Source organism: Paractinoplanes globisporus DSM 43857 (assembly GCF_000379645.1).
In the GTDB taxonomy this organism is placed as follows: Bacteria; Actinomycetota; Actinomycetes; order Mycobacteriales; family Micromonosporaceae; genus Actinoplanes; species Actinoplanes globisporus.
Map to the genome: position 1 here is coordinate 1,415,631 of NZ_KB903294.1, position 19,589 is coordinate 1,435,219.

Consider the following 19,589-nt stretch of genomic DNA (forward strand, 5'->3'; position numbering starts at 1 on the left):
CTTGTCCTGCCGATCACCTCAACCAGATCAGAGCGGCGATGAGCAGCGTTCCACGACGTTTCGCTGCCGGTAGATCTCACCGTCGAAGACGGGTGGACGCCCGCCGTGGCTGCTTTTCGCGGCCCGGCGGGCCACCTGATCCACGCGTTCGGGAATGGTGTGCGCGATACCGCGACGGCGTAACGCCGCCCGGGTGGGATCGTGGGCGTCGGCCTTGTCCGCGATCAGCATGTCCGGCTTCTTCCGGGGCCGTCCCGAGCCGCCGTCATGCACCCGGACCGCGTCCAGCAACGGCAGCAACTGCGGGTTGTCGCCCGCCTGACCGGCGGTGAGCAGCACCGACAGCGGCCGGCCGCGTCCATCGACCGCGAGATGGATCTTCGTGGTCAGGCTACCCCGCGAACGACCCAGCGCTTCACCGTCCTGCGCCGGTATCGCGACCCCACCGGCAGATCCCCTTTATTGCGTGCCCTAGCGGCGTGCTGGTCAGCACGCACGACGCTGGAATCCACGCTGATGACCCACTCGACCGGCTGGCCGTCGTCGTAGACCTAGGCCCGGGCGAGGATCGCCTCCCAGGTGCCGTCATCGGTCGACCGCCGCAACCGCTCATGGCAGGTCTTCCACGGCCCGTACCGCTCGGGCAGGTCCCGCCACGGCGCCCCGGTCCGCAGCTTCACAAAATCCCGTTGATCACCTGACGGTGATCCCGCCACCGCCCGGATCTACGGCCCGGCTCCGGCAACAACAGCTCGATCACCGCCCACGCCTTATCCGTCAACTCACCACGACCAACACCCGACACATCAACCAGAACTGATCAACAGATCGGCAGGACAAGGCCTAGCCGATGAGGCGATCCAGCAGGGGGAACTCGTCGTAGTCCTGGCCGTAGTCGCCGAAGTGGCCGTCGTTGCGGACGATCTGGGTGCCACCGAGCCGCTCGAACATGGTGCGCCCCTGGCCGGCGTCGCAGCCGTACGGGTCGCGAAGGGAATTGATGAAGTAGAACTCGCGGGCGTGGGACCGGATCGCGTCCCAGTCGTAGCTTTCCTGGAGCACCGGCTCCTCGGAGTCGTTGGGCCGCGTGCAGTACCCGGCGACCAGGAACGCCTGTTCGGCCGGCACGTGCTCGAGCAGCGCCAGCAGTAACGCGGCTCCGCCCGAGTGGCCCACCAGCACGGTGTGCTCGTCGAACGTATGCGCGGCGAGTACACCGGGCAGGAACTCGGCGATCGGCTCGACGTTGAGGCCCGGATAGTGCGGCACCTCGACCTCGAAACCACGCTCGGCCAGCCGTTTCGCGAGCCACGGATACCACGCCACCGACGGGTTCGCCCCCGTGCCGTGGAAGATGATCGCCCTGCGTCCCACTGTCGCTCCTTCCCGGAATGCCATCGCACAAGCGGGTGATGCCTAACCTATCGAAGCGCGCGATAGTGAAGGAGGCGGTACCAACCGCCACCAACCGTCGAGCCACGTGGAGCCCAGCCCATGGCCCCCGACACGGTCGGTCCACACGCGGATCTGCTCTCCCTGCTCGCGGTCCTCACCCACCGCGCGTTCCACCCACCCTCCGGCCCGCCGGCCACCCGCGGCGGGACGGCCCGCCGCGCCGGGATGAGCACCGGCCACCTCAGCGACGTGCTGAACGGGCGGAAGGTGCCGCGCCCCGAGACCGCCCGGCGGCTGGCCGAGGCGCTGGGCGCGACGCCCGAGGAGGCGACGCGGGCGTTCCACCTGGCCGAGAGCGCCCAGGACTCGATGGCGAACGCCCGGACGGCCCGCCGGATCCGCGCCCCGCGGATGCTCAAGCCGGCGCCGACCGGGTTCGTGGGCCGCCCCGGCGACCTGGCCGCCCTCTCCGCGGCCGCCGGTGTCGAGGGGCGCAAGGCCGCGACCCGCACCCTCACCGTGGTCAGCGGTCAGCCCGGCGTGGGCAAGACCTGGCTCCTGCTGCACTGGGCGCACGGACTGACCCGCAAATGGCCCGACGGCCAGCTCTACGCCGACCTGCGGGAGGTCGGGTCGATCGGCGAGGTGCTGCACCGCTTCCTGTTCGCGCTCGGCGTCCCGCCCCGCTCGATCCCCGAGGACGTCGGCGACCAGACGATCCAGTACCACGAGCTCACGGCCGGGCGCCGGCTGCTGGTCGCGCTCGACAACGTCACCGCCGACCAGGAGATCGGCCCGCTGCTGCCCGGCGACGGCCCGAGCACGGTGGTCGTGACGAGCCGGCACAAGCGGCCCGACCTGCTCTCCGCGCACAACGCCCGCATCCTGCACCTGGACGTGCTGACCGACGCCGAGTCGCACGAGCTGCTGGCCTCGCGCGTCGGCCGGGCGCGGGTGGACGCCGAGCCCGACGCCGTCCGTGACCTGATCCGCCGCTGCGGCGGCCTGCCGCTCGCACTGAGCGTGATCGCGGCGCGGGCCGCCGTCCACGCGACCTGGCCGCTCGCCCAGGTCGTCGAGCGGTTGTTCACCAGCGACACGTCGACGATCTTCTCGTCGAGCTACGCGGCCTTCGACCCGCCGGCCCGGCTCGCGTTCCGCACGCTCGGCCTCGGCGTCGGTGTCGACATCGAGCTGGAGGCCGCAGCGAGCCTGCTCGGCCGGCCCGAGCCGGAGACGCGCGTGGTGCTGACCGAGCTGGGCGACGCGGGCTTCCTAGAGGAGCCGGTGCGCGGCCGGTTCCGGATGCACGAGCTGATGCGGTCGTTCGCCGCCGAGCGGGCGGTCACCGAGGTGCCGGCGGGCGAGCGGGCGGCCGCCGAGCGCCGGCTGGCCGATTTCTACCTGGGCGGGGCGTACCAAGGGGAACGGCTGCTCAGCCCGGAACGGCCGCCGATCGCCCTGGCCGAGCCCGCGCCCGGCGTCGTGACCCGGCGGCACGCGAGCGCCGACGCCGCGCTGCGCTGGTTCGGCGACAACGACGGCAACCTGCCGGCCGTGCAGGAGCTGGCCGCCGAGCGCGGATGGCACACCGTCGTCTGGCAGCTGGCCTGGAGCCTCGACAACTACCAGTACCGGTGCGGCCTGGTCGCCCGGCACGACGAGACCTGGCAGCGCGGGCTGGCGGCGGCCGAGCGCGCGGGCGATCCCCGGCCGCTGGCGCTGGCCCGGCTCTGCCTCGGCAACATCCGGGCGCGGCAGGGCCGCCATCGGGAGGCGCTGGCGCTGCTGGAGCCGGCCCGCGTCCAGTTCGCGACCGTCGGCGACCGGCCCAACCTCGCGCAGGCCCACCGCGCGCTCGGGTTCGCCTGGGAGGGCCGGGACGCGGTGCGCCAGCTGCACCACACCGAGGAGGCGCTGCGGCTGTTCCGCGAGGTGGACAACCCGTCGTGGGTCGCGATCGGGCTGAACGCGCTCGGCGAGACGTACGTCGGCCTGGGCCGGCACCAGCGTGCGGAGTTGATCTGCGAGCAGGCCCTCGACCTGCATCGCCGCCTGCGGAACCGGTCGGGCGAGGCCGCGACGCTCGACAGCCTGGGCATCGTGGCCGAGGCGTCCGGCCGGCTCGTTCAGGCGGCCGAGCGCTACGCCGCGGCGGCCGCCGTCTACCGCGAGCTGCGCAACCTCTCCTCGGAGGCGAACACGCTGACCCGGCTCGGCCACGTGCTGCTGGCGCTGGCCGGGCGGGAGGAGGAGGGCCGGTCGAGCCTGCTCCGCGCCCTGGTGATGTACGCGGAGCAGGGCCGCGCCGCCGACGCCGACCGGGTTCTTGGGCTGCTCGCCGTTCGCTGACGTTCACCCGTCCCCCGCGCATAACCACAGGTCAGGGCACCACCCGCGGCCGATTGCTCGCCGCGCACCGGGAAGCCCGGTACGCGGCGGGCATCGTGTACTGATCCGGGGGGCACGCCGGCCGCGGGGGCGGCCGCGGCCGGCGCCTCCCGGGTTCCCCGCCGAGGTGGTTCAGACCGCGCTGGACCGGGCCCAGAGGTTGATGCCGGACTCCGTGGCGTACTTGTCGATCGCCGCCAGCTCCTCGCCGGAGAACGACGTGTTGGCCAGCGAGGCCACGTTGTTCTCCAGCTGGGCCACGCTGCTCGCGCCGAGGACGACCGAGGTCATCCGCGGGTCACGCAGGGTCCAGGCGATCGCCATCTGCGCCAGCGACTGCCCGCGCGCCGCCGCGATGTCGTTGAGCGCGCGGATCTTGTCGATGTTGTCCGCCGAGAGCAGGTCGGTCGAGAGCGACTTGTGCTCGCTGGCGCGGGAACCGGAAGGTACCCCGTTCAGGTAGCGGTCGGTCAGCATCCCCTGGGCCAGCGGCGAGAAGCCGATGCAGCCCGCGCCGGCCGACTCGAGCACGTCGAGCAGGCCGTCCTCGATCCAGCGGTTCAGCATCGAGTACGACGGCTGGTGGATCAGCAGCGGCGTGCCGAGGTCGCGCAGGATCGCCGCCGCCTCCTCGGTCTTGCCGGGCGAGTACGACGAGATGCCGACGTACAGCGCCTTGCCCGCCTTCACCGCCGCCGCGAGCGCGCCCATCGTCTCCTCGAGCGGCGTGTCAGGGTCGAGGCGGTGCGAGTAGAAGATGTCGACGTACTCGAGGCCCATCCGCTTGAGCGACTGGTCGAGTGAGGCGGTCAGGTACTTCCGCGAGCCCCACTCGCCGTACGGCCCGGGCCACATGTCGTACCCGGCCTTGGTCGAGATGACCAGCTCGTCGCGGTACGGGCGGAAGTCGTCGGCCAGGTGACGGCCGAAGTTGGTCTCGGCCGAGCCGTACGGCGGGCCGTAGTTGTTGGCCAGGTCGAAGTGGGTGATGCCGAGGTCGAAGGCGCGCCGCAGGATGTCCCGCTGCGTCTCGAACGGCTTGTCGTCGCCGAAGTTGTGCCAGAGCCCGAGCGACACGGCGGGCAGCTTGAGCCCGCTGCGGCCGGTGCGGCGGTACTCCATCGACGAATATCGGTCGGCGGAAGCGTCAAAACCAGACACGAGAGATCCTCAGGGAAGGAGGGCGAGATCGTCGGCGGTGAGCGAGAGCTCCGGCGCCGCCGCCGAGTCGATGATCGATTCGGGCCGGCTGGCGCCCGGGATCGGGATCACGACCGGCGACTTGGCCAGATGCCAGGCCAGGCAGACGCGCTGCGGGCTGACGCCGTGGCGATCGGCCACCGTGGCGAAGCTGCCGCCCAGACCGCCGGCCCGCCGGATGCCGCCCAGCGGCGACCAGGGCAGGAAGGCGATGCCCAGCTCGTCGCAGAGCGAGAGCTCGGGCGCCGAGGAGAGGAACGACGGCGAGAACTGGTTCTGCACCGAGACCAGCCGGCCGCCGAGGATCTCGCGCGCCTCGAGGATCTGCGCCGGGTTCGCGTTGGAGACGCCGGCCATCCGGATCTTGCCGGCGTCGAGCAGGTCGCGGATAGCGCCGATCGAGTCGGCCCACGGCACGTGCGGGTCGGGGCGGTGGTACTGGTACAGGCCGATGGCGTCGACGCCGAGCCGCTTCAGCGACGCCTCGCACGCCTGGAAGATGTGCGACGGCGAGCCGTCGACGGTCCAGCTGCCGTCGCCCGGGCGCAGGTGCCCGCCCTTCGTGGCGACCAGCACCGACGACGTGTCCCCGCCGTAGGAGGCGAGCGCCCGCGCGATCAGCGTCTCGTTGTGCCCGACCTCGTCGGCGTGGATGTGGTAGGCGTCGGCCGTGTCGATCAGAGTGATGCCGGCGTCGAGCGCGGCGTGGATCGTCCGGATCGAGCGCTCCTCGTCCGGCCGTCCCTCGATCGACATCGGCATGCCGCCGAGCCCGATCGCGCTGACCGAAATGTCGCCGATGCGACGGGTGTGCATGGAGCCTCCTCAGCAAAAAGTCAGTGAAAGCCTTCTAGCAAAGCTGCCCGGCGTCCAACAGAAGAAACCGCTCGGATTCAGCACCTAGACTGCTCAATCATGGAGTTGCGCCACCTCGAGTATTTCGTCGCCGTCGCCGAGGAGCGGCATTTCACCCGGGCGGCGGAAAGGATGCGGGTGGCCCAGTCCGGCCTGTCCGCGTCGATCCGCGCGCTGGAGAAGGACCTGGACGCCGACCTGTTCGTCCGCAACACCCGCCGGGTCGAGCTGACCGACGCCGGCCGCGCCCTGCTCACCGAGGCGCACCGCACGCTGGCCAGCGCCGCCGCGGCCCGCAACGCGGTCGCCGCCGTGCGCGGGCTGTTGCGCGGCAGTCTCACCGTCGGCTCGGAGCACTGCCTCGGCGTGATCGACCTGCCGCCGGTCGTGGCCACGTTCCGCCGGGCGCATCCGGGGGTGGAGGTCCGGCTGCGCTACGCGGGCTCGGGCCAGATCGTCGAGCAGATCCGGCTCGGACGCCTCGATGTGGGCTTCGTCGCCCTGCCGGGTCCGGCCCCCGAGGGCGTACGGCTGATGCCCCTGGCCGCCGAGGAGATGATGCTGCTCACTCACCCGGACCACCCGCTTGCCGATCTTGAAGTGGTCGACGTCGAGGCGCTGCGGTCCGAGGACTTCGTCGACTTCAGCGCGGACTGGGGCGCCCGCCGCGTCAACGACCTGGCCTTCGCCCGCGCCGACACCGAGCGGCGGATCAGCGTCGAGGTCAACGACGTGCACACGCTGCTCGACTTCGTGCACCAGGGGCTGGGGGTGGCGCTCGTGCCGGCCCCGGTGACCCGCAAGCCGCAGGCCGAGGGCCTGCACGCGGCCGCGCTCAAGGCCGACGACGCGTCCTGGCAGGTGTCGGTGGCACTGCCGGCCGCGACCCCGCCCGGCCCGGCGACCCGGGAGCTGTTGAATCTCGCGATTCCGGGAAAGATGGCGGTATGAGCGAGAAACTCTGGGTGACCGTCCTCGGCGCCGGGATCATGGGCGCCGCGATGGCCCGCAACATCGCGAAAGCCGGCCACCACGTGACGGTCTGGAACCGGTCGCCGGACAAGGCCGAGGCGACCGGCCTGCGCACCGCCGCGACGCCGGGGGAAGCGGTCCGCCGAGCCGACGTCGTGCTGACCATGCTCTTCGACGGCGGCACCGTGCGCGAGGTCATGGAGCGGGCCGCCGACGCCCTGCGGCCCGGCACGTACTGGATCCAGTCGACCACCTCCGCGCCCGCCGACGTCGCGAAACTCGCCGCGCTGGCCGCCGAGCGCGGCGTGGTCTTCTTCGACGCGCCGGTGCTGGGCACCCGCCAGCCGGCCGAGGCCGGGCAGCTGAGCGTGCTGGCCGCCGGCCCCGAGCAGTACCGCGCCGCCGTGCAGCCGATCTTCGACGCGGTCGGCTCCAGGACCACCTGGACCGGCGTCGACGCCGCCGACGCCAGCGCGACGAAGCTCAAGCTGGTCGCGAACACGTGGGTGCTCGCCGTGACGCACGGCGCGGCCGAGACGCTCGCGCTGGCCAAGGGGCTGGGCGTGGAACCGTCGGCGTTCTTCGACCTGATCGCGGGCGGCCCGCTCGACCTGGGCTACCTGCACGCCAAGGCGCAGCTGATCCTGGAGGACCGGCTTTCGCCGGCCAGCTTCGCCGTGGACACCGCCGAGAAGGACGCCCGGCTCATCGTCGACACCGGCCGCGACCATGGCGTACGCCTCGACGTGGCCGAGGCCGGAGCGGAGCGCTTCCGCCGCGCGTCGGCCGCCGGTCACGCCGACAAGGACATGGCGGCGTCCTACCTGGCCAGCTGGGACTAGCGCGACCCGGGCACGATCAGGCCGGACTCGTAGGCGACCACCACCGCCTGGGTGCGGTCGCGCAGCGCGAGCTTGCCGAGCACCCGGCTCACGTGCGTCTTGACCGTCTCCTCGCTGACCACCAGCCGGCCGGCGATCTCGCCGTTGGACATGCCCGCCGCGATCAGCCGCAGCACCGCGGTCTCCCGGGGCGTGAGCGTGTCCACCGGCGACGGTCGCTTGGCCGGCCGCGGGCGCAGCCGGGCGAACTCGGTGATCAGCCGCCGGGTCACCGCGGGCGCGAGCAGCGCCTCCCCCGCGGCGACCACCCGCACCGCGTCGAAAAGACGCTCCGCTGTCACGTCCTTGAGCAGGAACCCGCTGGCGCCGGCGCTCAGCGCGTCGTACACGTGCTCGTCGAGGTCGAACGTGGTGAGCATGATGACCCGCGGGTGCTCCCGGTCGCCGGCCGTGATCTGGCGGGTGGCCTCGATGCCGTCGAGCACCGGCATGCGCACGTCCATCAGCACCACGTCCGGCCGGGAGGCCCGGCACACCCGCACCGCCTGGGCGCCGTCGGCCGCGCTGCCCACCACTCGGAAGTCGGGCTGGGTGGCCAGCAGCGCCCCGAAGCCGGCCCGCACCACCTCCTGATCGTCGGCGACGACGACGGTCACCACGGCAGCACCGCCTCCACGACGAAACCCGCGTCGGACGGCCCGGTGCGCAGCGTGCCGCCGACCGTGGCCACCCGCTCGCGCATGCCGAGCAGCCCGTGCCCGGCGTCGCCGGGAATCGCACCCGGCCCGTTATCACGGATGCGCAGCCAGAGGCCGTCCGACCGATACTCGAGCTCGACGTCGACCGCCGCCCCCGCCGCGTGCCGCCGGGCGTTGGTCAGGGCCTCCTGCACGATCCGGTACGCCGTCAGCCCGCTCCCCGGGTCGAGCGGCACCACCCGCCCGCGCACAATCAGCCGGGTGCTCGCCCCGCTCGACTCCCGGGCCGTGTCGATCAGGTCGTTGAGCTGGTCGAGCCCGGGCTGCGGCTGCCGCGTCGGCTCGGCGCCCGCGTCGTCGCGCAGCACCCCGAGCAGCCGCCGCATCTCGGTCAGCGCCGCCCGGGCCGTGTCGCCGATCGCGAGCAGCCGTTTCGCGCCCTCGGCCGGCATCCCGTCGGTGGTCAGGCGGGCCGTCTCGGCCTGCACCGCGATCATCGAGATGTGGTGGGCGACCACGTCGTGCAGTTCCCGGGCGATCCGCGCCCGCTCGCCCCGGGCCACGTGCTCGAGCATCGAGTCGGCGGCGGCCCGGGTCGTCGCGTCCCGGGCGATCCGCTCGTGCCGGGCCCGTTGCGCAACGCCGACGGTGACCGCGCCCGCGACGGCCGCGAGGCAGAGCACCGCCGGCAGCCCGCCGCGCGGCGTCACCGCGTACACGAGGAAGGGTGCGACCAACGCGGCCGCGACCCACCGCCGGCATCGCCGCCCGGCCAGCCACATCACCGCGACCTGGGCCACGACACCGGCGACCGTCAGCCGGTACTCGCCGCCGAGCGTCAGCAGGGTGGCCGCGGAGATCAGCAGCGCGGCGGTCAGTGTCTGCCCCGGCGCCAGCGCGATCGGCGCCGTCGCGAGCAGGGCGAGCAGCAGCCCCACCGACAGATCGGTCCCCGGTTCCGGATGCAGCGAGGCCACCTCGACCATCGCCGCCATCCCGAGCAGGGCGCCGGCCCAGCGGGGCAGGCCGGGGTCGCGGGCCACCCGGACCGCCCGCGCCCGGAACACCATCGCCGGCGAGCTCACGGGTGTCATTCTCCCCGCCGGGAGCCGTGCACGGATCCCTCCCGAGAGCCACCCCGGTGCGGCCAGGACAGTCCTCGGGCGGGACGCGCCGCCGGGCCCAGCTTCGTAGTCTCGGCCCATGGAAACCTCCATCGACGTCCGCGACCTGCGGAAACGGTACGGATCAACGGTGGCCGTCGACGGCCTCTCGTTCGAGGTGCGGCCCGGCCTGGTGACCGGCTTCGTCGGCCCGAACGGCGCCGGAAAGTCGACCACGATGCGGGTGATCCTCGGCCTCGACGCGGCCGACGAGGGCAGCGCCCTGATCGGCGGGCGACCCTACCGCTCGCTGCGCGCGCCCCTGCGGGAGGTCGGCGCGCTGCTCGACGCCGCCTCCGTCCATCCCGGACGCCGCGCCCGCGACCATCTGCTGTGGATGGCCCACTACAGCGGCCTCCCCCGGCGCCGGGTCGGCGAGGTGCTCGACCTGGTCGGCCTGTCCTCGGTGGCCCGGCGCCGGGTCGGCGGCTTCTCGCTGGGCATGCGCCAGCGGCTGGGCATCGCCGCGGCGCTGCTCGGCGACCCGCCGGTGCTGATGTTCGACGAGCCGGTCAACGGCCTCGACCCGGAGGGCATCCGGTGGATCCGGGAGCTGCTGCGGTCGATGGCCGCCGAGGGGCGCGCGGTGCTGGTCTCCAGCCACCTGATGGGCGAGCTGGAGGACACCGCCGACCATCTCGTGGTGATCGGCCGGGGGCGGCTGATCGCCGACACGACCGTGCGCGAGCTGCTGGAGACGGCGTCGGCCGGCCGGGTGGTGCTGCGTACGGCCCGGCGGAGCGAGGCGATGAGCGTGCTGGCCAACGCGGGGGCCGAGGTGGCCGCGACCGAGCGGGACACGCTGACCGTGACCGGGCTGCCGGCCGAGCGGATCGCGACGCTGCTCGGCGAGAGCGGCCTGCCGGTCTCCGAGCTGGCCCAGCATCGGGCGTCGCTCGAGGAGGCGTACATGGAGCTCACCCGGGACTCCGTCGACTACCGGGTGGAGGTGGCGAAGTGAGCGCACTCAGGGGGGAATGGGCCAAGTTCCGTTCCGTGCGGACCACCGCGTTCTGCCTGGTGCTCGCGGCCGGGATGATGGTGCTGTTCTCGGCGCTGCTCGCGTTCGGCTCGACCATCGACGACCCGTGCCCGTGCAACGTCGACCAGGCCGAGTTCCTGCACCGGCCGCTCGCCGGCGACGGGACCATCGTCGCCCGGGTGGCGTCGCAGGAGGCGACCGGCCCGTGGGCCAAGGCGGGAATCATGATGAAGGAGTCTGCCGAGGAGGGCAGCCCCTACGCCGCATTGATGGTCACGCCCGGCCACGGCGTACACCTGCAGGCGAATTTCACCACGGACATCGCCGGCAGTTCCGGTCCCGCGCCGCGCTGGCTCAAGCTGACCCGGGCCGGCGCCACGATCACCGGCTTCGAGTCGTCGGACGGCACCACGTGGCAGCAGGTCGGCGCCGTTTCTCTTGCGCTGCCGAGGATGGTCCGGACCGGGCTCTTCGCGAACTCCCCCACCACCAAGACCCGCACGATCAGGCACGCCGGCAGCACCACGACCGGCCCCGAGTACCGCACCAGCACCGCCACCTTCGACCGGGTCGGCTTCGAGCCCGCGCAGCCCGGGAGCTGGACGGCCACCACGATCGGGGCGCCCCGCGCGGTCGACGACACCCTGGTCCAGGGCACCGCCACCGAGGCCGGCGGCGTCTTCACGGTGACCGGCGCCGGCGACGTCTTCCGCCTGGTCAACGGCGGCGACAACGACATGCTCCCGCAGATGCTGGGTGGGGTCCTGGTCGCGCTCATCGCGCTGGTCCCGCTGGGCGTCGTTTTCATCACTTCCGAGTACGCCCGGGGGACCATCCGCACGACCTTCACGGTGAGCCCGCGCCGGGGGCGGGTGCTGGCCGCCAAGGCGGTTGTTCTGGGCGCCGCCGCCTTCGCCGCCGGTCTGGTCGCGACCGTGGTGTCCTTCTACCTCACCTATCCGATCCTGCACGGCAACGGCTACAAGGCGCCGAGCTATCCGCAACCGTCACTGTGGACACCGCTCTCGCTGCGGGCCGTCCTCGGCACCGCGCTGGTCATGGCCATCGTGGCCGTGCTCAGCCTGGGCATCGGCACGCTGGTGCGGCGCACGGCGGCGGCGGTGACCGTGGTGATCGCGGTCGTGGTGCTGCCCCGGATCATCGGCGCCTTCCTCCCGGTGCCGGTCGAGCTCTGGATCAACCGGATCACGCCGCTGGCCGGGCTCTCCATCCAGCAGACCCGCGACCGGTTCGACTACGCGATCGGGCCGTGGCCGGGGCTGGCCGTGCTCTGTGCCTGGGCCGCCGCGGCGCTGGCCCTGGCCTGGTGGTCGCTGCGCCGGAGGGACGCGTGATCCGGGCCGCGCGCGGGGAGTGGACCAAGCTGCGGACGCTCGTCTCCACCGCCTGGCTGCTCCTCGCGCTGGCCGCGTTCACCGCCGGGCTGAGCGCGCTCGGCGCCTGGTCGCTCGACGGCCGCGGCTGCACCGGCCCGGCCGACTGCGACCCCGACCTGACCCGGTTCAGCCTGATCGGTGTCTACGCCGGACAGGTCGCCGCCCTGGTGCTGGGCGCGCTGGCCGCCACCGCCGAGTACGCCACCGGCACCATCCACCCGACCCTGATGGCGAACCCGCGCCGGCCCATCGTGCTGGCCGCCAAGGCCACGGTGGTCACCGGCCTGGTGCTCGGGGCGGGCCTGCTCGGCGTGCTCGGCTCGGTGCTGGCCGGCCGGTTCCTGCTCCCCGGCAAAGGCTTCACCCCGGCGCACGGCTATCCGCTGCTCTCGCTCACCGACGGCCTCACCCTGCGCGCCGCCGCCGGCACCGTGCTGTACCTGGCGCTGATCGCCCTGTTCGCCCTCGGCGCCGGCCTGGCCCTGCGGGACACCGCGACGACCCTGACCACCGTGCTGGCCCTGCTGTTCGTGGCGCCGATGGTCGCACCGTTCCTCAGCGACCCGGCCTGGCAGCGGCACCTCGCCCAGGTCGTCCCCACGGCGGGGCTGGCCGTGCAGACCACGAAGCGGCTGGCCGAGCTGCCGATCGCGCCGTGGGCCGGCCTCGGCGTGCTGGCCGCCTGGGCCGCCGCCGCGCTGGTCGCCGGGACGGCCCGCTTCCTGCTCCGGGACGCCTAACGGCGACGGACCAGCCCATTGTCGTACGCGAAAATGACCGCCTGAATCCGGTCGCGCGCCCCGATCTTGGCCAGGACCCGTCCGACATGCTTCTTCACGGTCGACTCGGTGAGCGTGAAGCGCTGCGCGATCTCGAGGTTGGTGTCGCCCCGGCCGATCGCCTCGAGCACCTCCCGCTCGCGCTCGCTGAGGCTGGCCAGGCGAGGATCGACGGCCGGCTCGGCCGCGGAACGGCTCACGTACGCCTCCATGAGTTTGCGGGTCAGGCTGGGCGCCACCACGGCATCGCCGCTCGCCACGGCGCGGATCCCGGCGAGCAGTTCCTCGGGGCGGGCGTCCTTGAGGAGGAAGCCGCTCGCCCCGGCGCGCAGGCCGGCCAGCACGTACTCGTCGAGGTCGAACGTGGTGAGGATCAGAACGTGGGTGCGGTCGCCGGCGGCGGTGATGCGGCGGGTCGCCTCGATGCCGTCCATCCCGGGCATGCGTACGTCCATGAGCACCACGTCGGGTCGGGCCTGATCGGTCATCCGCACCGCCTCGGCTCCGTTCGACGCCTCGCCCACGACGGTCATGCCGGGCGTGCCGTCCAGCAGCATCTTGAAGCCGAGGCGCTGCAGCGGCTGGTCGTCGGCGATCAGGACGGTCGTCATGCGGGCTCCTTCAGCAGAACATCCACGAGCCAGCCGTCGGTCGTCGGGCCGGCGGCGACGGTGCCGCCGTAGAGGGCCGCGCGTTCCCGCATGCCGACCAGGCGCGGGTTCTCCGGCCCGGACCGCCCGATGCCGTTGTCGCGCACGGTTATCCGTACGCCGTCGTCGCCGGCCGCCACCGTGACCTCGGCGGTGGCGCCCCGGCCCGCGTGCTTGAGGACGTTGGTCAGCGATTCCTGGACGATGCGGTAGACCGCGAGCTGCAGTCCCCGGCCGAGCGTCCGCAGCTCGCCCGACGTGCGCAGGGTGACCGGCACGCCGGCCGCCCGCACGCTCGGCAGCAGCCGGTCGAGGTCGGCGACGCCGGGCTGCGGGCCCAGCTCCGGTCCGTCCTCCTCCTCCCGCAGCACGCCCACCACCGTGCGCAGCTCCGACAGCGCCTGTCGGCCGGTCTCGCCGATCAGGCGCAGCGGCTCGGCGGTCTGCTCGCCCCGGCCGGTGGCCAGCACGGCCGCCCCGTCGGACAGCCCCACGATCACCGAGACGTGGTGGCCGACGATGTCGTGCATCTCGCGCGCGACCCGGGCCCGTTCGTCGGCTACCGCCAGCCGGGCCCGCTGATCGCGCTCGACCTCGAGCCGCGCCGCGCGGTCCTCCAGGGCGGCCAGGTAGGCCCGCCGGGTGCGGACCGCCAGCCCGGCCGCGACCGCCCCGGCGAACGTGCCGGCCAGCAGCAGAAGGATGGCGAGCCGGTGCTCGGTGGCGAGCTGCAGCAGGTAGACCGAGACGAACAACAGGACGGCGGTGGCCGCGACCGCCCCGCCCAGCGCCCGCATCGACGCGCGCGCCGCCACCTCGTACAGCAGAACGAGCAGGACGATCCCGGTGGCGATCCAGATGTCCAGCGCCCACTCGGTGAACAGCACCACGGCGGCGACCACGAACGCCTCGACCGGCCGCCGCCGACGCCACCACAGCGGCACGATCAGGGCGGCGACGGCGACCGCGAGCACGACCGGCGACGGCTGCGGCTCGCTGTGCGGTCCGAACAGGCTCGGGAGGGTGAACAGGAGGATCGCGACGGCGACCGCGGAGTCGAGCAGCCACGGGCGCCGCCGGTCGAGACGGCGCAACCGTGCCCGCTGCTCCAGCAACCACCCGGTCATGGCCCGATTCTTCCCGCCCGGGCCGTCACGCGTCGGCTTTCCTCAGCCGGTAGGCGGCCGCCACGAGGACCGCGGCGACATATCCGGCGAAGATCGCGAGCCCGGTCCCGGGGCCGAGCGTCCCGTCCACGTGGTGCAGACTCATGATCGCGCCGCCCGCGTTGGTCGGCAGATAGGGCGAGATGGCCTCGCCCCACGAGGACGGCAGCAGCCCGGCCAGGCCCGGCACGATCAGCAGGACCGCGGCCAGCACAGCGATCGCGCCGGCGCTGGAACGCAGGAGCGCGCCGAGGCCGACGCCCAGCACGGCGACGAGTCCGAGGTACAGCCCGGCCCCGAAGAGACTGCGCAGCACGCCGTCGTCGCCGAGGCCGAGCGCGGCGATGCCGTCGTGCAGGAGCGGCGACCCGAGCGCGAACGCCGCGAACGCACCGATCGTCATCGTCACCAGCGCGGTGCCCCCGACGATCAGGCTCTTCGACCAGAGCACGGGCAGCCGGGACGGCACCGCCGCGAGCGTGGAGCGGATCATTCCGGTCGAGTACTCGCCGGCCGCCAGCAGGACGCCGAGAACGCCGACGGCGAGCGCCGCGAGGTTGTTGCCGGCCAGCGCGAGGCCGACCGCGTCCATGGTCCTGCCGTCGAAGGCGGCCGAGGCGACGACGCCGAACGCGACCAGGAGCACGGTGGCCGCGGCCGTGGTGATCCAGCTCGATCGCAGCGAGGAGAACTTGGTCCACTCGCCGTAGAGGATTCCGCGGGCGGACAGGCGGTAGGTGCTCATCGGGTTGCCTCCTGAAGGGCGGCGCTCGGCAGGCCGGCGCTGTATTCGACGGCGTCGCGGGTGAGGGTCATGAAGGCCTCCTCGAGGGAGACGGTCTGCGGGGTCAGTTCGAAGAGCGGCACGCCGTACGCGGCCGCCGCCAGCCCGATCTCGCGGGCGCTGCGGCCGGAGACCAGCAGTTCCTCGGCGGCGGTCGAGGTGACCGTCACGCCCGGTCCGGCCAGCACCGTGCGCAGCGCGGCGGGATCGCCGGTCGCGACCTTGACCCCGCCCCCGGCGAACTGGGCGACGAGCTCGTCGACGCCGCTGTCGGCGAGCAGCCGGCCGCGCCCGATCACCACGAGGTGGTCGGCGATCAGCGCGGTCTCGCTCATCAGATGCGACGAGAGCATGACGGTGCGGCCCTCGGCCGCCAGCCCGGCGAGCAGGTTGCGGACCCAGAGCACGCCCTCGGGGTCGAGGCCGTTGACCGGCTCGTCGAGCATCACCACGCCCGGGTCGCCGAGCAGCGCGGCGGCGATGCCGAGCCGCTGGCCCATGCCGAGCGAGAAGCCGCCGACGCGCTTGCCGGCCACCGCCGACAGCCCGGCCATGTCGATCACCTGGTCGACGCGGCGGCGCGGGATCCCGTGGGTGCGGGCGAGCGAGAGCAGATGGCTGACGGCGGTACGGCCCGGGTGCACGGCCTTCGCCTCGAGCAGGACGCCGATCTCCTGCAGGGGCGCGGCGTGCTCGGCGTAGCGCTTGCCGTTGACCAGCGCCTCACCCGAGGTCGGCGCGTCGAGCCCGACGACCATGCGCATGGTGGTCGACTTGCCGGCGCCGTTCGGCCCGAGGAACCCGGTCACCTGCCCCGGCCTGGCCGTGAACGACAGCCGGTCGACAACCGTCTTGGCGCCGTAACGCTTGGTCACATCACGTAGCTGAATCATGGATAAAACGCTACGGAGCGCCACCGGCGGCAGCGGCGTACCACGGGCGGCACTTTCCGGCCGCCCGTGGTACCCAGGTACTACTTGACCGCGCCCGCGGTGAGGCCGGCCTGGATCTGGCGCTGGAAGATGGCGTACACGACGATCATCGGCAGGATCGAGAGCGTCAGGGCCGCGAACAGCGTCGACCACTGCGCGTGGTAACCGGCCGAGACGCTGATCTGCGCGATGCCCTGGGTGAGCAGCAACTTCTGGTCGGAGCCCGGACCGCTGATCACGACCACCGGCAGCAGGTACTGGTTCCACTGGCCGACGATGTTGAAGATCGTGATGCTGACCAGGCCGGAGCGGGCCATCGGCATCATGATCTGGAAGAACTTGCGGGTGTGCGACGCGCCGTCGACCGTCGCCGCCTCCTCGATCTCGTACGGCAGCGTCTTGAAGAACGCGGCCAGGAAGAAGACCGTGAACGGCAGCGAGTAGGCGATGTAAACCAGGATCAGCCCGGTGTATGTGCCGAGCAGCCCCATGTTCTTGAGGATGTAGAACAGCGGGCCCAGCGCCATGAACGTCGGGAACGCGAGACCCGAGACGAACAGGTAGTAGATGAACCGGTTGCCGAAGAACCGGTACCGGGCCAGCACGTACGCGGCCATCGAGCCGAGCAGCATGGTCCCGGCCGTGCTCAGGAGCACCACGAAGACACTGTTGAAGAAGTAGCGCCCGACGTGCGCCTCGCTCCACGCGTCGACGTACGTCTGGAAGGAAAAGCTCTGCGGCAACGCGAACGGCTTGCCCAGGAAGATCTCGGTGTTGGTCTTGAAGGACGCGAGCACCACCCAGATCAGCGGGCCGGCGGTGACGAGCGCCCAGAAGACCAGGCCGATGTGGGCGAGGCCGGTGAACGCGTTGACCTCGCGCTTGGTGCTGGGCTTGCGGCCCGCGCTCTTGGCGGCCGGGGCGGGGACGACGTCGGCGCCTGGGACGCTGGTGAGGTTGGTCATCTCGGTCCCCCTCTCAGGCTTCGATCGACTCGCGCCGCGTGACCCGGAGAGTCAGCGCCGCGAAGGTCAGGGTCAGGAAGAACAGCACGACGCCGATCGCGGAGGCGTAGCCCACCTGCGAGAACTCGAACGTGTTGCGATAGATCATGAGGCTGAGAACCGAGGTCGCGCCGTTCGGGCCGCCCCGGTCGACGGTCATGATGTTGACGATCGCGAACGCGTCGAACGCCGCGATGCCGAGATAGACCCAGGCGACCTGGATCGTGCCCCACAGCAGCGGGATCGTGATCCGGAAGAACAGCGTGAAGCGGGACGCGCCGTCCAGCGCGGCCGCCTCGTAGATGTCGGACGAGATCGACCCCATGCCCGCCGAGAACAGCACCACGTAGAAGCCGATCGCCTGCCAGATCAGCACGACCAGGATGCAGGTCATCGCCCAGCGCTCGTCGGCCATGAACAGCCATGGGCTCCACGAGTCGGGGAACAGGCCGTTGAGCATGCCGCTCTTGTCCGGCCCGAACACCCGGCCGAAGATCACCGCGACGATCGCGAGCGCCAGCAACTGCGGGAAGAAGAAGATGATCCGGTACGCCTTGGAACCGCGCACGCCCCGGGTCACGCCGCCGCGCTGGCTGCCGCCCACGTTGAGCAGGAAGGCGAAGACCAGCGCGATGGCGATCGTGACAATCGGCAGCAGGATCAGCAGGAACAGGTTGTGGCGCAACGACTTCCAGAAGAGGTCGTCGTTCCAGAGCTTCTGGAAGTTCTCGAAGCCGATGTACTTGATGGCGCCGAAGCCCGACCAGCTGGTCATCGCGAGCTGGAAACTCTGGATGTACGCCGCCACCACGAAGGTGCAGTAGAGCGCCACCGGCACGACAAGGAAGCCGATGATGAAGGGATACTTGCCGTGCCGCATGGCGTCTACCTCTTAAGAACTCAGCTGCGGGTGAACTTGGTGACGGAGGAGTCCTTCGCGACCGCTTGGGACGCCGCCTCCATCCGCTGGCAGAACTTGTCCGCGTCGCCGCCCTTGAACATCAGGTCGTTGGCCGCAGCGCGCGACTCGTCGTCGAGCTTCTTGTACCAGGTGTCGAACAGGTAGCCCATGAACACGTCCTTGCCGGCCTTGCCGAGCAGGTCGTTCGCGCTGGTCAGACCGGGAGAGATGGTCTGGCCGTCCGCGGCGCCCGACACCACGGTAAGCGACTTGGTGAGCTTGGTGAAGCCCAGCGCCGCCTCCTTGGAGAGCATGGCCCGGATGTACTCCTTGCCGCCCTGCGGGTTCTTGCCCTTGGCCGCCGCGAAGTAGATCTCGCCGGCCGCCGCGTTGATGGCGGTCGCCGGGAGCTGGTCCGAGGTGGTCACGCTCGGGTACGCGGCCACCGCGTACTCGAAGGTGGGCGGGGTGTCCTTGGCCTGCTCGTTCTCGAGCCAGGAGCCGCAGGGGTAGAACGCCAGCTTGTCCTGGTTCTGCTGCAGCTGGACCTCGGTGTGCTTGAGGCCGAGGAACGTCTTGTTGATGTACTTGTTGCCGATCTCGCCCCAGGCCGCCGCGGCCTTCTTGATCGGGTCGGCCGTCCACGCGCCGGGCTTGAGGTTGTCGATGTCCTTGAGCGCCTGCTCGGTGCCGATCTTGGCGGCGCTGGTGAGCAGGGCACGGACCATGTAGTACGACGCGTTGGCGCCCGCGAAGCCGAACGGCGTGATGCCGGCCGCGTGGATCTTGTCGCAGAGGGCGGTGAAGTCGGCCCACGTGGTCGGGACCGTCCAGCCCTTCGAGTCGAAGAGCTTCTTGTTGTACCAGAGGCCGAAGACGGTGAACGAGTAGTTCATCGCGAACGGCTTGCCGTCGTACGAGCCCTGCTCGACGGCGCCCGGCACCAGCGTGTCGGCGACGGTCTTGCCGGACACGTCCCAGGACGGCGCCGCGAACAGGTCGGTCAGGTCGGCCGCCTGGCCGGCCTTCACGATCGCGCCGAAGTCCATGAGGTTCGAGCCCGAGTTGTTGATCATGTCCGGCGGGGTGCCGGCGTTGATCCGGGGCTGCACGACCGTCGAGATCTGCTCGGTCTGCGAGAACGTGACCTTGGCGTCCGGCCACTTCTTGTTGAACAACGGGGTGTCGACGTCGGTCGAGTACGCGGTGCCCAGACCACCGTTGAAGATGATGATCTCGACGCCCGCCTTGGGGTCGATACCCAGCGGGTTCTCGGCCGACTTGGTGCCGGTCGACTGCTGCTGGGTCTTGTCGTCGTCACCGCCGCCCACACAGGCGCTCAGCATGCCCACCGCGGGGGTGGCCATCAGACCGACGGCGGCCGCGCGACGCAGCAGCGTACGGCGGTCGACCTCGGCCTTGGCGAATATCTCGGTCACAGCATCTCCTCAGTGCTTGTGCTCATCTGTGGGGGATCC

Annotated in this window: 18 protein-coding genes and 1 pseudogene; 6 read left to right on the top strand and 13 right to left on the bottom strand. The window is 71.7% G+C overall.

Going from position 1 to position 19,589, the window contains the following annotated elements:
• Positions 1-30: 30 nt before the first annotated feature.
• Both A3CQ_RS60555 and A3CQ_RS0106175 read right to left on the bottom strand, forming a co-directional pair.
• Positions 31-805: pseudogene (locus tag A3CQ_RS60555) on the bottom strand (IS5 family transposase); the annotation flags it as partial.
• 38 nt (positions 806-843) lie between these two features.
• On the bottom strand, positions 844-1,374 hold the full coding sequence (locus tag A3CQ_RS0106175; protein WP_020510050.1) for an RBBP9/YdeN family alpha/beta hydrolase: 531 nt from the start codon (positions 1,372-1,374) through the stop codon (positions 844-846).
• 120 nt (positions 1,375-1,494) lie between these two features.
• On the opposite strand from A3CQ_RS0106175, the gene A3CQ_RS51700 reads away from it, so the two are divergent.
• On the top strand, positions 1,495-3,747 hold the full coding sequence (locus A3CQ_RS51700) for an ATP-binding protein (protein WP_020510051.1): 2,253 nt from the start codon (positions 1,495-1,497) through the stop codon (positions 3,745-3,747).
• A 171-nt stretch (positions 3,748-3,918) separates the two neighbouring features.
• Here A3CQ_RS51700 and mgrA read toward each other — a convergent pair whose 3' ends face one another.
• Both mgrA and A3CQ_RS0106190 read right to left on the bottom strand, forming a co-directional pair.
• Positions 3,919-4,908 (bottom strand): L-glyceraldehyde 3-phosphate reductase, encoded by a 990-nt coding sequence (mgrA, locus tag A3CQ_RS0106185; protein WP_020510052.1) that lies wholly within the window; start codon positions 4,906-4,908, stop codon positions 3,919-3,921.
• Positions 4,909-4,956: 48 nt separating this feature from the next.
• A complete protein-coding gene (locus A3CQ_RS0106190) occupies positions 4,957-5,802 on the bottom strand; it encodes an aldo/keto reductase (protein WP_020510053.1) in 846 nt (281 codons plus the stop codon).
• Between the two features lie 99 nt (positions 5,803-5,901).
• Here A3CQ_RS0106190 and A3CQ_RS0106195 point away from each other — a divergent pair, with 99 nt between their 5' ends.
• Positions 5,902-6,792: a LysR family transcriptional regulator gene (locus A3CQ_RS0106195; RefSeq protein ID WP_020510054.1), complete on the top strand. Its 891-nt coding sequence runs from the start codon at positions 5,902-5,904 to the stop codon at positions 6,790-6,792.
• Positions 6,789-7,655, top strand: a complete 867-nt coding sequence (locus A3CQ_RS0106200) for an NAD(P)-dependent oxidoreductase (protein WP_020510055.1) — start codon at positions 6,789-6,791, stop codon at positions 7,653-7,655. The genes A3CQ_RS0106195 and A3CQ_RS0106200 overlap by 4 nt, the downstream gene beginning before the upstream one ends.
• On the opposite strand, the gene A3CQ_RS0106205 is transcribed toward A3CQ_RS0106200, so the two are convergent.
• Both A3CQ_RS0106205 and A3CQ_RS0106210 read right to left on the bottom strand, forming a co-directional pair.
• Positions 7,652-8,314 carry a response regulator gene (locus A3CQ_RS0106205; RefSeq protein ID WP_020510056.1) on the bottom strand — a complete coding sequence of 221 codons (663 nt, stop codon included), beginning with the start codon at positions 8,312-8,314 and terminating at the stop codon, positions 7,652-7,654. The genes A3CQ_RS0106200 and A3CQ_RS0106205 overlap by 4 nt on opposite strands.
• The gene (locus A3CQ_RS0106210) at positions 8,308-9,438 is read right to left on the bottom strand and encodes a sensor histidine kinase (protein ID WP_020510057.1); all 1,131 of its coding nucleotides are present in this window, start codon (positions 9,436-9,438) and stop codon (positions 8,308-8,310) included. Before A3CQ_RS0106210 ends, A3CQ_RS0106205 begins: the two co-directional genes overlap by 7 nt.
• A gap of 118 nt (positions 9,439-9,556) precedes the next feature.
• Here A3CQ_RS0106210 and A3CQ_RS0106215 point away from each other — a divergent pair, with 118 nt between their 5' ends.
• From A3CQ_RS0106215 to A3CQ_RS0106225, 3 genes are read left to right on the top strand one after another with little or no spacing between them, the layout of a single operon-like run.
• Positions 9,557-10,477, top strand: coding sequence for an ABC transporter ATP-binding protein (locus A3CQ_RS0106215; protein ID WP_020510058.1), 921 nt, complete (start codon positions 9,557-9,559; stop codon positions 10,475-10,477).
• Entirely contained in the window at positions 10,474-11,853 is a 1,380-nt protein-coding gene (locus tag A3CQ_RS0106220; RefSeq protein WP_026205386.1) for an ABC transporter permease subunit, read from the top strand. The genes A3CQ_RS0106215 and A3CQ_RS0106220 overlap by 4 nt, the downstream gene beginning before the upstream one ends.
• Positions 11,850-12,635 carry a hypothetical protein gene (locus tag A3CQ_RS0106225; protein ID WP_020510060.1) on the top strand — a complete coding sequence of 262 codons (786 nt, stop codon included), beginning with the start codon at positions 11,850-11,852 and terminating at the stop codon, positions 12,633-12,635. The genes A3CQ_RS0106220 and A3CQ_RS0106225 overlap by 4 nt, the downstream gene beginning before the upstream one ends.
• Here the strand turns inward: A3CQ_RS0106225 and A3CQ_RS0106230 are convergent.
• The 7 genes from A3CQ_RS0106230 to ngcE form a co-directional block, all read right to left on the bottom strand.
• On the bottom strand, positions 12,632-13,285 hold the full coding sequence (locus A3CQ_RS0106230) for a response regulator (RefSeq protein ID WP_020510061.1): 654 nt from the start codon (positions 13,283-13,285) through the stop codon (positions 12,632-12,634). The genes A3CQ_RS0106225 and A3CQ_RS0106230 overlap by 4 nt on opposite strands.
• On the bottom strand, positions 13,282-14,451 hold the full coding sequence (locus tag A3CQ_RS0106235; RefSeq protein ID WP_020510062.1) for a sensor histidine kinase: 1,170 nt from the start codon (positions 14,449-14,451) through the stop codon (positions 13,282-13,284). The genes A3CQ_RS0106230 and A3CQ_RS0106235 overlap by 4 nt, the downstream gene beginning before the upstream one ends.
• Positions 14,452-14,476: 25 nt before the next feature.
• Positions 14,477-15,235, bottom strand: a complete 759-nt coding sequence (locus A3CQ_RS0106240) for an ABC transporter permease (RefSeq protein ID WP_020510063.1) — start codon at positions 15,233-15,235, stop codon at positions 14,477-14,479.
• Entirely contained in the window at positions 15,232-16,167 is a 936-nt protein-coding gene (locus A3CQ_RS0106245) for an ABC transporter ATP-binding protein (protein ID WP_040431363.1), read from the bottom strand. Before A3CQ_RS0106245 ends, A3CQ_RS0106240 begins: the two co-directional genes overlap by 4 nt.
• Positions 16,168-16,247: 80 nt before the next feature.
• Entirely contained in the window at positions 16,248-17,171 is a 924-nt protein-coding gene (locus A3CQ_RS0106250; protein ID WP_020510065.1) for a carbohydrate ABC transporter permease, read from the bottom strand.
• Positions 17,172-17,184: 13 nt separating this feature from the next.
• A complete protein-coding gene (locus tag A3CQ_RS0106255; protein ID WP_020510066.1) occupies positions 17,185-18,090 on the bottom strand; it encodes a carbohydrate ABC transporter permease in 906 nt (301 codons plus the stop codon).
• 20 nt (positions 18,091-18,110) lie between these two features.
• Complete coding sequence (ngcE, locus tag A3CQ_RS0106260; protein ID WP_020510067.1) at positions 18,111-19,550, bottom strand: N-acetylglucosamine/diacetylchitobiose ABC transporter substrate-binding protein; 1,440 nt, start codon at positions 19,548-19,550, stop codon at positions 18,111-18,113.
• Between the last annotated feature and the right edge of the window lie 39 nt (positions 19,551-19,589).

Excerpts from the sequence above, each read along its gene's own strand:
- A3CQ_RS0106215 (WP_020510058.1), top strand. The coding sequence starts at position 9,557 with ATGGAAACCTCCATCGACGTCCGCGACCTGCGGAAACGGTACGGATCA.
- mgrA (WP_020510052.1), bottom strand. The coding sequence starts at position 4,908 with ATGGAGTACCGCCGCACCGGCCGCAGCGGGCTCAAGCTGCCCGCCGTG.
- A3CQ_RS0106240 (WP_020510063.1), bottom strand. The coding sequence starts at position 15,235 with ATGAGCACCTACCGCCTGTCCGCCCGCGGAATCCTCTACGGCGAGTGG.
- A3CQ_RS0106245 (WP_040431363.1), bottom strand. The coding sequence starts at position 16,167 with ATGATTCAGCTACGTGATGTGACCAAGCGTTACGGCGCCAAGACGGTT.
- A3CQ_RS0106190 (WP_020510053.1), bottom strand. The coding sequence starts at position 5,802 with ATGCACACCCGTCGCATCGGCGACATTTCGGTCAGCGCGATCGGGCTC.
- A3CQ_RS0106200 (WP_020510055.1), top strand. The coding sequence starts at position 6,789 with ATGAGCGAGAAACTCTGGGTGACCGTCCTCGGCGCCGGGATCATGGGC.
- A3CQ_RS51700 (WP_020510051.1), top strand. The coding sequence starts at position 1,495 with ATGGCCCCCGACACGGTCGGTCCACACGCGGATCTGCTCTCCCTGCTC.
- A3CQ_RS0106195 (WP_020510054.1), top strand. The coding sequence starts at position 5,902 with ATGGAGTTGCGCCACCTCGAGTATTTCGTCGCCGTCGCCGAGGAGCGG.
- A3CQ_RS0106250 (WP_020510065.1), bottom strand. The coding sequence starts at position 17,171 with ATGACCAACCTCACCAGCGTCCCAGGCGCCGACGTCGTCCCCGCCCCG.
- A3CQ_RS0106230 (WP_020510061.1), bottom strand. The coding sequence starts at position 13,285 with ATGACGACCGTCCTGATCGCCGACGACCAGCCGCTGCAGCGCCTCGGC.
- A3CQ_RS0106235 (WP_020510062.1), bottom strand. The coding sequence starts at position 14,451 with ATGACCGGGTGGTTGCTGGAGCAGCGGGCACGGTTGCGCCGTCTCGAC.
- A3CQ_RS0106255 (WP_020510066.1), bottom strand. The coding sequence starts at position 18,090 with ATGCGGCACGGCAAGTATCCCTTCATCATCGGCTTCCTTGTCGTGCCG.